This window comes from Methanosarcina sp. Kolksee (assembly GCF_000969945.1).
Lineage (GTDB): Archaea > Halobacteriota > Methanosarcinia > Methanosarcinales > Methanosarcinaceae > Methanosarcina > Methanosarcina vacuolata.
Genome location: NZ_CP009524.1, coordinates 586,234 through 600,262, shown reverse-complemented (window position 1 = coordinate 600,262; position 14,029 = coordinate 586,234). Strand labels below are relative to the sequence as shown.

At 40.2% G+C, this 14,029-nt stretch carries 13 protein-coding genes; 7 read left to right on the top strand and 6 right to left on the bottom strand.

The genetic code is table 11. From position 1 onward, the window contains the following. The first annotated feature begins 15 nt into the window (after positions 1 to 15). The 3 genes from MSKOL_RS02650 (at position 16) to fdhD (ending at position 3,460) form a co-directional block, all read left to right on the top strand. Complete coding sequence (locus MSKOL_RS02650) at positions 16 to 1,044, top strand: hypothetical protein (RefSeq protein ID WP_048153518.1); 1,029 nt, start codon at positions 16 to 18, stop codon at positions 1,042 to 1,044. 62 nt (positions 1,045 to 1,106) lie between these two features. Next, positions 1,107 to 2,627, top strand: a complete 1,521-nt coding sequence (locus MSKOL_RS02645) for a hypothetical protein (RefSeq protein ID WP_052725314.1) — start codon at positions 1,107 to 1,109, stop codon at positions 2,625 to 2,627. 68 nt (positions 2,628 to 2,695) lie between these two features. Then, positions 2,696 to 3,460 carry a formate dehydrogenase accessory sulfurtransferase FdhD gene (gene fdhD / locus MSKOL_RS02640; RefSeq protein WP_048153516.1) on the top strand — a complete coding sequence of 255 codons (765 nt, stop codon included), beginning with the start codon at positions 2,696 to 2,698 and terminating at the stop codon, positions 3,458 to 3,460. A gap of 73 nt (positions 3,461 to 3,533) precedes the next feature. On the opposite strand, the gene MSKOL_RS02635 is transcribed toward fdhD, so the two are convergent. Then, a complete protein-coding gene (locus MSKOL_RS02635) occupies positions 3,534 to 4,109 on the bottom strand; it encodes a flavodoxin family protein (protein ID WP_048153514.1) in 576 nt (191 codons plus the stop codon). 319 nt (positions 4,110 to 4,428) lie between these two features. Between MSKOL_RS02635 and MSKOL_RS02630 the strand changes: the two genes are divergently transcribed. Both MSKOL_RS02630 and MSKOL_RS02625 read left to right on the top strand, forming a co-directional pair. Further along, complete coding sequence (locus MSKOL_RS02630) at positions 4,429 to 5,592, top strand: chromosome segregation ATPase (RefSeq protein ID WP_197078812.1); 1,164 nt, start codon at positions 4,429 to 4,431, stop codon at positions 5,590 to 5,592. A 17-nt stretch (positions 5,593 to 5,609) separates the two neighbouring features. Then, positions 5,610 to 5,876 carry a hypothetical protein gene (locus tag MSKOL_RS02625; RefSeq protein ID WP_048153510.1) on the top strand — a complete coding sequence of 89 codons (267 nt, stop codon included), beginning with the start codon at positions 5,610 to 5,612 and terminating at the stop codon, positions 5,874 to 5,876. Positions 5,877 to 6,179: 303 nt separating this feature from the next. Here the strand turns inward: MSKOL_RS02625 and MSKOL_RS20875 are convergent, their stop codons facing one another. The 4 genes from MSKOL_RS20875 to MSKOL_RS02610 form a co-directional block, all read right to left on the bottom strand. Next, positions 6,180 to 6,320 carry a putative quinol monooxygenase gene (locus MSKOL_RS20875; protein WP_231592605.1) on the bottom strand — a complete coding sequence of 47 codons (141 nt, stop codon included), beginning with the start codon at positions 6,318 to 6,320 and terminating at the stop codon, positions 6,180 to 6,182. A gap of 174 nt (positions 6,321 to 6,494) precedes the next feature. Beyond that, entirely contained in the window at positions 6,495 to 6,662 is a 168-nt protein-coding gene (locus MSKOL_RS19730; protein ID WP_156150940.1) for a hypothetical protein, read from the bottom strand. Between the two features lie 224 nt (positions 6,663 to 6,886). Beyond that, positions 6,887 to 7,411, bottom strand: a complete 525-nt coding sequence (locus MSKOL_RS02615) for a nitroreductase family protein (protein ID WP_048153508.1) — start codon at positions 7,409 to 7,411, stop codon at positions 6,887 to 6,889. A gap of 164 nt (positions 7,412 to 7,575) precedes the next feature. Then, on the bottom strand, positions 7,576 to 8,133 hold the full coding sequence (locus MSKOL_RS02610) for a flavodoxin family protein (RefSeq protein ID WP_048153506.1): 558 nt from the start codon (positions 8,131 to 8,133) through the stop codon (positions 7,576 to 7,578). Between the two features lie 266 nt (positions 8,134 to 8,399). Here MSKOL_RS02610 and MSKOL_RS02605 point away from each other — a divergent pair, with 266 nt between their 5' ends. Further along, positions 8,400 to 8,768 (top strand): helix-turn-helix domain-containing protein, encoded by a 369-nt coding sequence (locus MSKOL_RS02605; protein WP_048120043.1) that lies wholly within the window; start codon positions 8,400 to 8,402, stop codon positions 8,766 to 8,768. Positions 8,769 to 9,254: 486 nt separating this feature from the next. After that, complete coding sequence (locus MSKOL_RS02600) at positions 9,255 to 11,579, top strand: ATP-dependent DNA helicase (RefSeq protein ID WP_048153504.1); 2,325 nt, start codon at positions 9,255 to 9,257, stop codon at positions 11,577 to 11,579. A 266-nt stretch (positions 11,580 to 11,845) separates the two neighbouring features. On the opposite strand, the gene MSKOL_RS21465 is transcribed toward MSKOL_RS02600, so the two are convergent. Continuing rightward, entirely contained in the window at positions 11,846 to 13,699 is a 1,854-nt protein-coding gene (locus MSKOL_RS21465) for a PKD domain-containing protein (RefSeq protein WP_304413718.1), read from the bottom strand. Between the last annotated feature and the right edge of the window lie 330 nt (positions 13,700 to 14,029).

Genomic DNA, 14,029 nt, shown 5'->3' with positions numbered 1-14,029 from the left:
GGGGGTTTGAAGTAAATGAAAAAACAAAATGAAAATAGGCATCAATCAGAAAAAAAGCTTTTTTTGCACACAGAATCAGCAACAGCAACTGCAATTGGGGCAGTACTACTTTTGGGGATCATATTTTTAGTACTCTCCATGATACGGATATATTATGTTCCAGAGTGGAAAAATGATGACGAATATTCTCATATGGATGATGTAAGGAAGGATATGGCAGAAATTAAGTCGAAAATAGATATAATGTCAATTATTCTGGCTTCAACTCCTAATTCCTCCAATATTAATTCTTCAAACCCTAGTTCTTCAACTTCTCATATAATTATGAGTGTGCCTTTTCATATGGGAAGTGGAGGTACTCCACTTGTGAGTTCAATGAAATCCAGTGGAACCCTTGCCGTAAACAAGGATAAGTGTAAAATGGAACTAAAAGTGAACTATGATAAAGATGATCCTTATGTTAAATCTATCAATTGCGGCACCATTACCTATAATTCTCACAATAATTACTATATGGATCAGGTCTTCAGTTATGAAAATGGAGCTCTTATCCTTAAACAGAATGAACAGTCAACCATGATGCTCTATCCTTCAATTCGTTTTTCCAAAGCGTCAAAAAATGAATATAATGTTTCTATAAACGCAATAAGGATCTTTCAGAAACTCTATGTTCCTCCCGAAGTTATTTCATCAGATACCGAATGTTCTCTTCGCCTTATAGGAATAGATTATATTCCTCTTTATGATAGTGAAAAAGATACCTCGAAAAGCGTAAGTAGGTTTTATCTGACAATTACCACAAACCATCCAGAAGCCTGGAGAATATATCTTAGGAAAGTAATTCAAGACGCAGGAATAGATCCAGACTCGGGGAATTACGTTCAAAACCTTAGTAGTTCGACTGAATATAAAATCGGTTTAACCTTCCCCCTAGAATCAGATACGAGCAAGGGAACAGACAAAACGATCTCGGATTCTACACTGAACAGAATATATTTAAGTGAAACTGTGGTCAAGGCCGAGCCCGGAATCGGCTTAAACTGAATTGAAAGTGAAATCAGACAAAAACATAAGAAAAATAAAACTCACACTCAAGGGTCTGGAAAATGCTCCCGAAAACCACTATAACAAGGAGAGAGACAAAAAGCAGGAAAGAGGGTCGCCTTTCCTGTATTTCAAAGTCGGAGTCTGCTGCTGCAACAGCTGTTATAGCAATATTATTATTGGGACTAATATTTACAATAGTTTCTGTAGTCAGGCTTGAACACGTCCCCGAATGGAAAAACGATGCTGAACAGAACTATATGTATGATACATTGGACGATATGGGGGTAGTAAAAACCAATATCGATATACTCTCCAAACTCATGGAATCAAATAATTCTTCGAGTAATAACATTTCGGTAACTGCGCCAGTTGATCTTGGGGGGGGAGAAATCCCTTTTTTAGAACCTATTAAATCGGATGGAAAATTCGAAGTGAATACTGAAAGATATGCAATGACAGTAGTACTGCGCAGTCTTTCCCAAAAAATAACACCCGATAATTTTACTGTTGAGTGTGGAGGAATCACTTGCTATTCTGAAAATAAGCAGTATCCTAACCAGATCTTCAGATATGAAAATGGAGCCTTGATTCTCGCAAACGGTAGAAGTTCCACAATGAGACAACCACCTGCAATAACTATCGAAAACGAAACTAACGAAGACAACTACACAGTCATAATTCAGACAGTCCAACTTTCAGGCAAGCGCGATTCTACATCCTCAAATACTGTTGTTCCACTTCAACTAACAGGATATAAAACAGAACCTGTATTCGATAGTAATGACTACAAAAATACAAGCACACCTATCAATGCATTTAACCTGACAATTGCCACAAGGTACCCAGATGCCTGGATTGGATACTTCAATGAAATTGCACAAGAGAAAGGACTCAAACCCGAAGAAGATTATATCGTTCGGTGCTTGAAGGATTCCGGTCATGTGCGTTTCTCTTTCCTGCCCAATAGCACTAAGAGTCTTGAAAGGCTCTATGTAAGTAAAGCGACAATTGGTGCCGAACTTGGAGAAGGAAATAATTATAGTTGTATTGGAAATGTGATGAAGCTAAACCAATGGTATTGTTTTGACACATTTACTGGAACATATAGTGGTACAACGTTATCCCCATCTCCTGATCCTGCAAACCTTACGGACAGTAACTATGTGACCCCATCGTTGCCTCCAGAAAGCTTTACGAATACAGAACTAAGTCCCTATAACTCTAAAAATGAGTTCTCACAGTACCTTGGAAAAAAAGAAAATATTGACTTAACATTAGGATTCAATGATTATACGAAGTTTGAGTCTACTCCTTCTAAGGCAACAGTTCTTATAATATATAAGTATGAGAACGACGACCCTACTAAATATAGTGACCCAACAATGGAAATGTCACTTGCAGGAGTAAATTTTGAATCAGTAAACGACTTTCCGATGGTCTGGAGAGTCCTCTATGATACTAAAACGTTTACAGTATCACCAACGTCGCCTTCAGACCTTATATTTAACTTGAAAGCTATTACGAAAAATAATCAACAAGGTACTTTCTATATAGACTATCTCGCAGTCTACCTGAGCTAACGGAAAAGAAAAAGGCATATGGGTACATATCTTCACCATACACTGAAATAGCGAGAAACTCGATCCATATGCCCGAAAAATACACCACTTCTTATCCTGCGAAAAGAATTCATTCCGACGGCAGAACCGAAGATGTTAAAGTGCTGCTCGCAAAGGAATGCCCTGTTAAACTATTTCTCAACGGAAAACTCTTTACAACACTTTTTGCCTCCCCGCTCGAACTCAAAGAGCTTGCGGTAGGCCACCTGATCACAGAAGGCGTTATCAGTTTCAGGGAAATTGAAAACGTAGAAGTGGACGGTGGGGCTGTCCACATCCTTATCCGAAAGGAAAATCAGGAAATCAGTACCGAAGCCACCAGAAAAATCGGAAAAGCCGAAAAAACTGAAAAAGAAGAAGAGACCAGCACAGAAATCTTTGTAGATTCGGACTCAGTTTTTGAGCCGCAAGCCATCTTTGCAGGCACAGAATACCTGGAATCCGATACATACAAGCTTACCCGGGGAACCCATCTGGCAGCCCTTATAGACCGAAGAGGCAAGCTTGCTGTACAAATCGTAGACGTCGGCCGGCATAACGCTGTAGATAAAGCCGTAGGAGCTGCCTTTCTCAAAGGCCTTGACCTCTCACAACATTACATGCTCTCGACAGGCCGACAGCCCGCCTATATGGTCACAAAAGCAGCTCGGGCAGGAATCCCTCTTATCGCCACCAAATCAATGCCCTTCGACTCAGGAGTAGAAGCTGCAAAAAAAGCAAATGTATGCCTCATAGGCCAGCTCAGAAAAGAATCCATGCTCGTGTTTGCCGGCGAATGGCGGGTAAAACTCTAATCATTGTCTAAAAACTGCTGCTTGCAAGCCTTTTCAAAAAAAGACTTGTAGGACCTGGATAACTGGCTATAATTTACACATTTAGCTTCTTCAAAAGCCATGCCATGTTCTGGCCCAAAGTCTGCATGGTTTGAATGCCTTCTTCATCTTTTTCAACATCCCCTTCAGCAAGCCCCATTCCCATATTCCAGTAACTTGATCCCGGGATTATCATCTGGGAAATTGTGAAGAAATGGTTGATTGAGTCAAAAACGTGAATTGAGCCTGCTCTTCTCACTGCAACAACTGCTGCTCCTACTTTATATCTGAACATTTCGTTGTTGGCTTTAGCAACAAAACCTGCCCTATCAATCAGGGCTTTAAGTTCGGGAGTAAGGTCTGCAAAATAAGTAGGCGAAGCTAGAATTATTCCATCGGCTTCGAGCATCTTTTCAATGCATTCGTTGACAAGATCCTTGTCATTTATGCATTTTTGATCCATTTTTTCGTAGCATTTCCCGCAGGCTATGCAGCCGTGGATACTCTTTCCCCCGATCTGCACAATTTCAGTTTCTATTCCTTCGTTTTCAAGTTCTGCAAGGACATGCTTTATAAGAGCAGACGTATTTCCTTCCTTTCTCGGGCTTCCGTTAAAAGCGACAACTTTCATTTCTTAATTCCTCCAGTAAACTGTCTCTACTCTCTACTTTTTACTCTCTACTTTCTAATCTCTACTTTCTAATCTCTACTTTCTATTCTCTACTCTCTTCTTCTAATTGATTCCCTTTCGGGCTTTTCCCTATCTTCCTTGCAGCAATAAATATTTCACCTAAAAAATATTTTAATAAATATCCGCTAGAATTGACTCCTTTTTTAGGAAACATCGGTCTCATCGTCAGAGATTCATGATCGATAAACTCTTTGAAAACAATGTTTATATTTACCTTATTCCATAAACAGTATAATAAATTTTTAATGGGGGTGGTTAGATGAAAACATCAAAAAATTTTCAGTTTCTGGCTTATCTTACAATTATGTTAATATTACTTAGCATAATTCCGGAAGTCTCTTTCGCTGCAAAAGATTCTTCTAAACACGGAAAAGATAATCAAGATAAATACATGCGCGAAGATCTCCGCAATTCATCTAATAATGAAACTGGTGACACAGGCGGCACTGGTAATTTTACGGCGGATAAAGAAAGGCTTCAGAACAATTTCAGTATAAAAGATAGGAACAGGACCTCAGAACAAAAACAAGAAAAAAATCAATTAAGAGAAGAGCTCCAGGTTAATAAGCAAGAATACAAAGAAGCAAAAGGAGAGTTTCTCAAAATCAGGAATCTTGTTCGTGCAGGAAAACTGGACCCTAATTCCAAAGAGACTCTGAATGCCACAAAACTCTACCTTAACTCCAGTATTAACTATATGATAGCTCACCTTTCAAACGTAAAGAGCAATGTGGCTTACTCAAATGGAAATGGGACCGACGAAAAAGCTATCGCTGTCGCTGAAAAGATAAAATTGCTCGAAGCTGAGAAGGCTAAAATTGCAAATGCATCAAGCCAGGAAGAGCTTCTGGTTGTGATCAGGTCTGTTAGTGGAGTATGGAATAATGCCGAGAAAACCAGCATTGAGAGTGCAGGTCAGACTGTCAGTGAGAGAATCGGAGAGTTTATCGAAAAATCCGAAAATCTGTCTAAACAACTTAGAACAGAAGTAGATGACCTGAATGAAACCGGTGTTAACACAACCGACCTTGATACTAAACTCGCCAGTTACAATTTCTATATAAAGTCTGCGAAAGAGAATAAAGAAGCTGCAGATGCTATCTATAGTGGTGAGAATGTCACCAGGAAAGATATGGAAAAGGCAAACGGTTATCTTCGTCAATCTCTCAGTGATATCAATTCGGCAAACAATATAATTAGACAAATTCTCAACGAGCTTAAAGAATACGAGACTGAAAATAGTAAAGAAACTGGAGTCGACGACAACCAGAAAACTGCACTTAATAATACCGAAAATATAACTGGTACAAATAATTCGAGTATTATTACCGACAGCCCTGAAAGCGGAAAGAATGTTTCCTATGGAAATGGAAAAAGTCATAGCTCAGGGAATGGCGCTGGAACCTTTACTAAAAAATTATAGAACTTGGGAGGCAGAAAATGGTTAAATTTGTTCACCTGCTCGTACTGTCAACTTTAATTGCCTGTCTTGCAGGATCCGGTTGTGTCGGGGACAGTACATCTGAAGTAAAAGAATCAAAAGCAAATCCAGAAGTTGCTGAGGTGCAGAATGGCGAACCAGCTGAAGATCTTGAGATGGGGCCTACACAGGCCGAAATCCAGAAGCTTGATTCTGAGATAAAAGACCTTGAGGATTTGCTTACGAACGCAAGCCTTGAAGAAGAGATAGTAATTGAAGAGCTGTGAAATGAAAAGGGGAGAAGTGAAAACTCTGCTTTAAAGTAGCAAACGTATCTTTTATTGATTTATATTATGAATCTGCTATTTTTTGGGGGTAAAATCACTTTCAAGATATATCTCCCAAGGTTTGCTCAAAAAGGAGTTACTGGCATGGAATATAAGACCAAATTATTGATCTTGGTTTTCTCTGCCATAAAAATGTCTCCCTTTCAATTTTATTCACTATTGAACCAGGTTTAATACTGATTTTCCAAAACGTGTCCAGGAACAGAGTTTTAAGAATTAAATCGGTAAAAACACACCTGGATATTACAACGTTTTTCTGTAGACATTAACCTCAGTTTCTTTTTCAAGGTATTCTGAAAGCAGTGGAAATATTTCTTTAAAATGACTGGAATTTAAATGTTGATCAAGGCTTTTTTCATCTTTCCACTCCTCTAAGAAAGTCAGGACTCCTGAACTCTCCAGTTCCTGATACAGGCCATAATCTATGCAGCCTCATCTTTTAATGACGCTTCAACAAGGCTTTTGCACAAACCCAGAAATTCCTGAACCTTTTCAGGCTTGACGTAATTTTTTGCAACCACTCGTATTGTCAATAAATCACCAGCTTCTTAGCAAAAATTATTTTTCCTGAAGTTTCAACTTCTCATACTTTCCGTACTTCCCATACATTTCGTACTTTCCATACTTCCCATACTTCCGATACATTTCGTACTTTCCGTACTTTCCGTACTTTCCGTACTTTCCGTACTTCCCATACTTCCCATACTTCCCATACTTCCCATACATTTCGTACTTTCTTGAGTATCTCTCTGTTGGGGGCCTAGTTTAGGAAAGTATCTTATATTTTCCGCACCCAATAGATCCTGAAACGCAATTTATATCTCAAAAAGGTATTAACAGGTAAATTTAGCTTCTTTAAAAGTCTTTTCGAAGATTCAAACCTTTGAATAGCTTTATCTTGCTATTATTCTTTTAATAAAGTCTAATTTTATTCTGCTTTCCTCGCAGCTTCATTCTCTTCTCTGACCGTACTTATTGTGGTAGATTTTTGTTTTATCAAACCTGTCCTGAGAGCCTGGTTTCTGGTCAGGATAACCTACAGGCACAAGAGCCAGAGGGATGACATTTTCAGGCAGGTCAAAATTTTTCCGGAAACCTTCAATCCGATCCTTCATCGGATAGATTCCAGTCCAGACTGCTCCAAGCCCTGCGTCGTGAGCTGCAAGAAGGAGGTTCTGGGTAGCTGCCGAGCAGTCCTGAACCCAGTATCCTGGAGCCTTTTCAAGCGTTATATCCCCACAGACAAGAATTGCAAGAGGAGCTTCCCTGCACATACCTGCAAAGGGGCTGAAAGTGGGAATTTCGTCAAGGAGCTTCCGGTCATCAATAACAATAAAGATCCAGGGCTGTGCATTGACTGCAGATGGAGCACTCATTGCGGCCCTTAGCAGTTCGGTAACAAGTTCCCTCGGAACGGGCCTGTCAGTATATTTTCGAATGCTTTGACGAGTGTGGATTGCTTCAAGAGTTTCCATATGAGACCCCTCCTATTCATTCCTGAAAGATCTGGGCGAGAAAATCTCACTCCAGAGTTCTCCCTCCCCATTTTATTTTTCTTCCCACTTTATCTTACTTTTCTTCCCGCTTAATTTTATTTCTTATTTCTTTATTTCTCGTTTTTGTTTTCCGTTGTACCTTTTTACTTGAACAGGTTAAGACCTGCGTTTTTCGCTTTTTCCATAAGCTCGATATTATCCTTAACCTCTCCCGGAGCGTGATAGCCAACTCCTACGAGGACATCCTTTACTTCTGCCTGCATGAAGCCAGAAACTTGTCCTTTGAACTCCTCGTAGACGCCTTTAAAAGCTGCCGGGTCAGGAGCACCTTGAGTTCCTACAATCACGGCTTTTTTCCCGGCAGGGAGACGGGGAGAAAAGTCTGCATTTATAAGGGAGTAGCAGCGGTCAAGGAAAAGCCTCATCTGGCCTGTAAACTGCCCAAAGTAAATTGGAGAGCCAAAAACGACTCCACCTGCTGATGCAAGCTCCTCGAATACTTCCGTAAGGTCATCTTCAAGTTTGCATTTGTCATGGCCCTTACAATAGTCACAGCCCTGGCAGCCTTTGTAGTTCATCTCGTTGAGAATAAATGTCCGGGTCTCGGCACCTGCTTCTGCTGCGCCTGCCAGGACCTGCTGGACAAGAATATTCGTATTTCCGTTCTTTCGGGGGCTTCCTACAATACCTATAACTTTCATTCTATTCACTCCTCTTGTTTTTTAAACTAAGCTTAACTTAGATATGACCTGAAATTAGGTCTAACCTGAATTGAGGTCTAACCCGAATTAGGTCTAATCTGAGTTTCATTTTCTTTGAATTTATACTGGATTAATTTTTCAATTGATGCCAGATTTTTCTTTCTTTAAGAAAATGTATTTATTGATATCTGATTTGCAATAACTATACTTATATACTATACATGCAATCCGGATACTAACTAACAAAATGTATACTATGTGAGTATATGGTAAGTCAAATCCGGAATAACAAACATTGCCAGTGTCCTGTGGAAGCAACTCTGGAGGTAATTGGAGGCAAATGGAAGCCTATTATCCTCTGGCAGTTGAGGACAGAAAAACTGCGTTTTTCAGGGCTCCAGCAAAGTATGCAGGGTATTTCACCCAAGATGCTTACGAAACAGCTCAGGGAACTCGAAGAAGACGGGCTTATTCTCAGGGAAATTTATCCTGAAATCCCACCTAGAGTTGAGTATTCACTGACCGAATTCGGAAAGACTGTGCTTCCGGTCCTGGACGCTCTCTGCAAATGGGGAATTGAGTATCTTGGAAGAGAGTGCTTACTGGATGATCAATCGCTTAGTGATAGATCGTGACATAGAGAATAAGTTCAGATAAAGGTCTACAAACAACGCTCACGCAACAAATAAAAGTAAATCCTCTTCCTGCATCTTAATGTTAGTATTGAATTTTAAATGTTAGTATTGAATTCTGCTTTTATCCGGAAAATCTAAAGCATCAGGAAGACCTTAAAGTATTAGGGGAAATCTAAAGCATTAGGGAAGACCTAAAGCATTAGGAAGACCTAAAGCACTAGAATAGCTGGCACTGAGTTAATTTAAAATCGGAAATAATATTCCTTTAACAATATTTTCAGAAACATTGAAACTTTTGAAAGTTAATTTATGAAAGTTAATTTATGAAAGTTAATTTATGAAAGTTAATTTATGAAAGTTAATTTATGAAAGTTAATTTATGAAAGTTAATTTATGAAAGTTAATTTATGAAAGTTAATTTATTAATCATCGGCAGATCAGAAAGTCACTGAATCATTGTAAATCGGGAGATCCCAGGTTAAACGTATGACGCAAAAGAACGGATATATGCGGTATTTTACGAAACAGAGTTGCTACCCTAACCAGGCAGAAGCCATGGAAAAGATTCACTCGTCTCTCCTGAGCGAAAAAATCGTACTCTTTGAAGGGGCATGCGGGACAGGCAAGACTTTAAGTGCACTTGCCCCTGCATTGAGTGTGGGGAAAAAACTCAATAAAGTCGTTATTATAGTCACCAACGTCCATCAGCAGATGGTTCAATTTATAAATGAAGCAAGAGAGATTTCCCGGGGCAACGAAATAAAAACAATCGTTTTCAAGGGCAAGACTTCAATGTGCCCTGAAAATCTCGATTACGAAGAATGCAGGCTCAAAGGGGAAAATACCTATGACCTCCTTGACCTTGAAAGAGAAGTTTCTTCAAAAGAAAAAGAACTAAAGGATGCCTATGAGAAATACAAAAGGACAAAAGACCCTGCTCTTTATTCCCTGAGAACTGAACTTGAAAAAGAACTTGAAGAAACTAAGAAAAAAACTCGGGCTTTAAGGAGCAATTCCTGCCCGGAACTTTATGAAGTACTGAAATTTGAAGGTAGTGAATTTTCCAACTGGCTTTTTTCCGATGTAAGAAGCCCGGAAGAAATCCTGGAGTATGCCGAAGACCGGGACATGTGCGGGTATGAACTGCTGAAAAAAGAACTCAAAAAAGCCGAACTTCTAATCTGCAATTTTCATCACGTCCTCAGTGCTGAGATTTTCATGATGCTGCTTAAATGGCTTGAACGCGACCCTGAAGATATCATCCTAATTTTTGATGAAGCGCATAATATTGAGGCATCTGCTCGTTCCCATTCTTCAACAATGCTCTCGGAATTGACTATTGAAAAAGCCCTTTCGGAAGTAGGCGAGACTCCCGAATCTGATAATTCTTTTATGTTAGGTAAAGAAACTGGTTCGGGAGGCGGCATTCCCCTTGACCAGGACTACGCAGCTCGACTATATGCGAAAAAGCTGTTTACCTGCCTCCTTGCCGCTCTCAGGGACACATATGATGCGAAATTGAAGTTTGGGGAAAGGAACAGGCTTGGAAAACACTGGCAGGACATTCAGATCAGCGACCCTTATGAACGCTTTGACATCCTGAAAGCTCGCTTTTTACGGGAAGCGATAAAGGAAGGTTTTTCGGATGAAGAAAAAGTCCTGACCCGGCTGCGGGAGATTGGCGAGTTTGGAGGAAGGCTGGAAGAGGTCTATGCGGAAAATTACAAAAAAGGGCTCCTTACAGTTCCAAAACGTTCCCAGATCAGGTATGTTGCAGACTTTTTATCCTCTTACCTCGTGCTTTCTGACAGGCAAAACTATTATCCAATTCTGAACGTGCGCAGGGATTTCAAAAGCAATAGAATCGCCGGCAGGATTGAGCTTTTCACATGCATCCCTAAAAATGTGACTCAGCCTCTGTTTGATTCCATTTATGCGGCAGTACTCATGTCGGCTACACTCCGGCCCTTCGAAATGATAAAATCCACACTTGGCATCTCAAGAGAAGTGGAAGAAATTTCCTATGGCACGACATTTCCCAGAGAAAGGAGGCTTACTCTTGCGGTTTCCATCCCTCCGCTTTTTGCAAAGAATCGGGACAGCCCGGAAACGCTTGAAAACATTAAAGAAGCCCTGCTTGCAGCTACTGTTGCATCGCCAGGGAACGTGATTATTTACTTCCAGAGCTATGCTGAAGCACTTCGCTATACTAAACTCCTTGAGCCTGAACTTTCTATTCCTATTCTCCTTGACGAAACAGGGGTTTCAGCCCAGGAAATCCGAAAGGAGTTTTTCAAAATAGGAGAGCAGGGAGGAAAAGCCTTACTTATAACCTATCTATGGGGAACATTGAGTGAAGGTGTTGATTTCAGAGATTCCAGGGGCAGGACCGTGATTATAGTGGGAATCGGATATCCGGCCCTAAACGACCGAATTAAGGCTGTAGAGTCTGCTTATGATGCGGTTTTCGGCTGTGGAGAAGGCTGGGAGTTTGCAGTCCAGGTGCCTACAATCAGGAAAGTTAGACAGGCAATGGGAAGAGTGGTACGTTCTCCAGACGACTACGGAGTAAGGATTCTCCTTGATTCCCGCTACCAGGGCTCTCAGGTACGTAAACTCGGCAAATTTTCGGTTTTTGATTATTTCCCACCTGAAGAAAAAAGAGAGTTTATCGACATTGCGCCCAGGGATGTGGGAAGTATTGTGGAAGAATTTTTTGCACACGTCACGCCAAATAATCTCACAAAAAATGAGTCGGAGTCCCAGACTTCAAATCGTGTGGGCTTTGGAAGCCTCGCTGAAAAGCTTTGAAATCCTTTGAGTTAATTAATAAAATTTAAACGGTTTGAAATAACTGTTTGAACTGTTTAATATGTCAAACCTATTTGGAATCCAACCATACCATATAATAAAAAGAGTTGCCTGTAGTTTATATTTAAACTTCAGGCACTAAATTACTTAGTTAACAGGTTTTTTGCAACCTGTTTTCATGAAACTTTTACTTACGGTCTTTTTATCTATGCTACTTTTACTTACGACATTTTTTCTTATGTTACTTTTTCTTATGTTACTTTTTCTTATGCTACTTTTATATAATTGACTCTGGTCTTCGTACCAGTACCGGCTGCGTTACTTGCCTTAAGTGTTACTGAATAGTTTCCTGCTTTTGAATAAGTGTGCCTTGGTTTTTGTAATGTTGAATAGTTTCCATCTCCAAAATTCCAGTTCCAGGCAGTAGGGGTGTTTGTACTTGCGTCGGTAAATGTGGCAGTAAGAGGGGCTGTTCCTGAAGTTCGTGATCCCCAGAAGCTTACAACAGGTATTGTTGCATTTGTTGTACTGTTTGCTGTCACTTTTATGTAACTGGATTTTGTTGTCGTATTACTGCCTGCAGAGTTGCTTACTGTAAGCGTTACACCGTAACTTCCTGCTGTCGAATATGTATGTACAGGGTTCTGGACTGTTGAACTGGTTCCGTCTCCAAAATTCCAGTTCCATGCTGTCGGCGAACCTGTACTGCTGTCAGTAAAGGTTACACTCAGGGGCGTACTTCCAGAAGTTGGAGATGCCGAAAACGCAGCAATTGGAGCCTGCGAAGACGTTCCTGTTACTATTATATAATTCCATTTTGATAATGTGGAATTTCCTGCAGTATTGGTCGCTGTCAGCTTTACTATGTAATTTCCTGCTATCGAATACGTATGCTTCGGGTTCTGTACTGTTGAAAAGGTCCCATCTCCGAAACTCCAGTTCCAAGCAGTAGGGGAGCCTGAAGTACTATCCTTAAAAGTCACGCTCAGTGGCGCATTCCCTGTTCTCGGAGACCCCCAGAAACTTACAACCGGCTTTGACGCTGTTGTTCCTACCGCTATATACCCAGTTTTTGTTACAGTATTATTGCCTGCAGAGTTGCTTACTGTAAGTGCCACCGTATAGTTCCCTTGAGTAGAATAAGTGTGTGCCGGGTTCTGTTCGGTTGAAGTGGCTCCGTCCCCGAAACTCCACTTCCATGAAGTGGGCGAACCTGTACTGCTGTCAGTAAATATTACACTCAAAGGCGCGTTTCCTGATGTAGGGGATGCCGAAAACGCAGCAATTGGCTTTAACGTATTGGATTTAGAAGTTACTAGAGGAAGGTTGTCAGAATAGATGCTGCCTGTTATATTCTTATATGCAGAATCGGAAATTCCGTCTCCATCGCTATCTACTGCGGTATTGGAAAATCCTGTACCATCAGGTTTTCCCCAGAAGTTGCCTCCTATGTAAGGGCCACCCACAATATTAGTGCCTGCGGTTTTTTTGGTATTATAGGTATTTCCGATCCCATTTCTAATAGTCATATTAGTGTTATTGAAGTAATTGTTGTAAATCTGATTAGTGTCGCTTCTGGGACAGACATAAAGCCCATAAACACTATTGTCTTGAATGGTATTGCCTGAGAGGGTGTTGCCGTCAGAGTTGCCAATATGAATACCGCGACCATTATTAAGGGCCGTATTTCCTGAAATGGTATTGTCTGTAGCAGTCCCAAGTACAATTCCATATTGCAGATTATTTGTAGCCGTGTTCTTTGACAGCTTGTCCCCTTTGGAACGCAGGAGATAGATTCCATAACAATTGCTCAAAAGTTTGTTATTCTCGATTACGCAGTTACTGCACGAAGAAAGACAGATTCCTGAATAGCCGGATCGAGTTGCTCCTATAGCCTTAAGTCCAGATATCTTTATGTTGTCTCCCTGCAGGAGAAACACATTAGCCCCTGAACTTTTGGCTTTAATTACTGTGTTATCAGGGTTTCCTGATTCTGACCGAATGGTAAGATCGTTTTTAGTTACTATGATATTTTCAATATAGGTTCCGGGCTTTACAGTAATTATATCGCCCGAAGATGAATTATTCACAGCTTTTTGAATAGAACTTCCTGGCTGCACTATAATCTCAGACGCAGCTCCAAGACCAGATAAAAATAATAAAATTAAAAAAGTTACTAACAAAGTGTTTAATGTTTTTATTCCAATTCCTCCGTCCGTTAAAACAGTTTTGAACGAGATTTTTAGGATAACTTTATAGATATTTAGTAGAAGTGTTCATTTGAATACATGATTGTAGCGTATACTCTTATTCAAAGAACTGATCTACTGGGGGCAAAATTTTTTAGATAAAATCACTTTAGCTTGAGACTCAGTACCAAAATCCAGTGATAAACGTGAAATTGAAAATCACTAGATTTTATAATTGGTTATAATCCATTAAATACGTCC

Bases quoted from the DNA above. Each gene is read 5' to 3' on its own strand.
- MSKOL_RS02650 (WP_048153518.1), top strand. From the start codon at position 16: ATGAAAAAACAAAATGAAAATAGGCATCAATCAGAAAAAAAGCTTTTT.
- MSKOL_RS02645 (WP_052725314.1), top strand. From the start codon at position 1,107: ATGCTCCCGAAAACCACTATAACAAGGAGAGAGACAAAAAGCAGGAAA.
- fdhD (WP_048153516.1), top strand. From the start codon at position 2,696: ATGCCCGAAAAATACACCACTTCTTATCCTGCGAAAAGAATTCATTCC.
- MSKOL_RS02635 (WP_048153514.1), bottom strand. From the start codon at position 4,109: ATGAAAGTTGTCGCTTTTAACGGAAGCCCGAGAAAGGAAGGAAATACG.
- MSKOL_RS02630 (WP_197078812.1), top strand. From the start codon at position 4,429: ATGAAAACATCAAAAAATTTTCAGTTTCTGGCTTATCTTACAATTATG.
- MSKOL_RS02625 (WP_048153510.1), top strand. From the start codon at position 5,610: ATGGTTAAATTTGTTCACCTGCTCGTACTGTCAACTTTAATTGCCTGT.
- MSKOL_RS19730 (WP_156150940.1), bottom strand. From the start codon at position 6,662: ATGTATGGGAAGTATGGGAAGTATGGGAAGTATGGGAAGTACGGAAAG.
- MSKOL_RS02615 (WP_048153508.1), bottom strand. From the start codon at position 7,411: ATGGAAACTCTTGAAGCAATCCACACTCGTCAAAGCATTCGAAAATAT.
- MSKOL_RS02610 (WP_048153506.1), bottom strand. From the start codon at position 8,133: ATGAAAGTTATAGGTATTGTAGGAAGCCCCCGAAAGAACGGAAATACG.
- MSKOL_RS02605 (WP_048120043.1), top strand. From the start codon at position 8,400: ATGGTAAGTCAAATCCGGAATAACAAACATTGCCAGTGTCCTGTGGAA.
- MSKOL_RS02600 (WP_048153504.1), top strand. From the start codon at position 9,255: ATGACGCAAAAGAACGGATATATGCGGTATTTTACGAAACAGAGTTGC.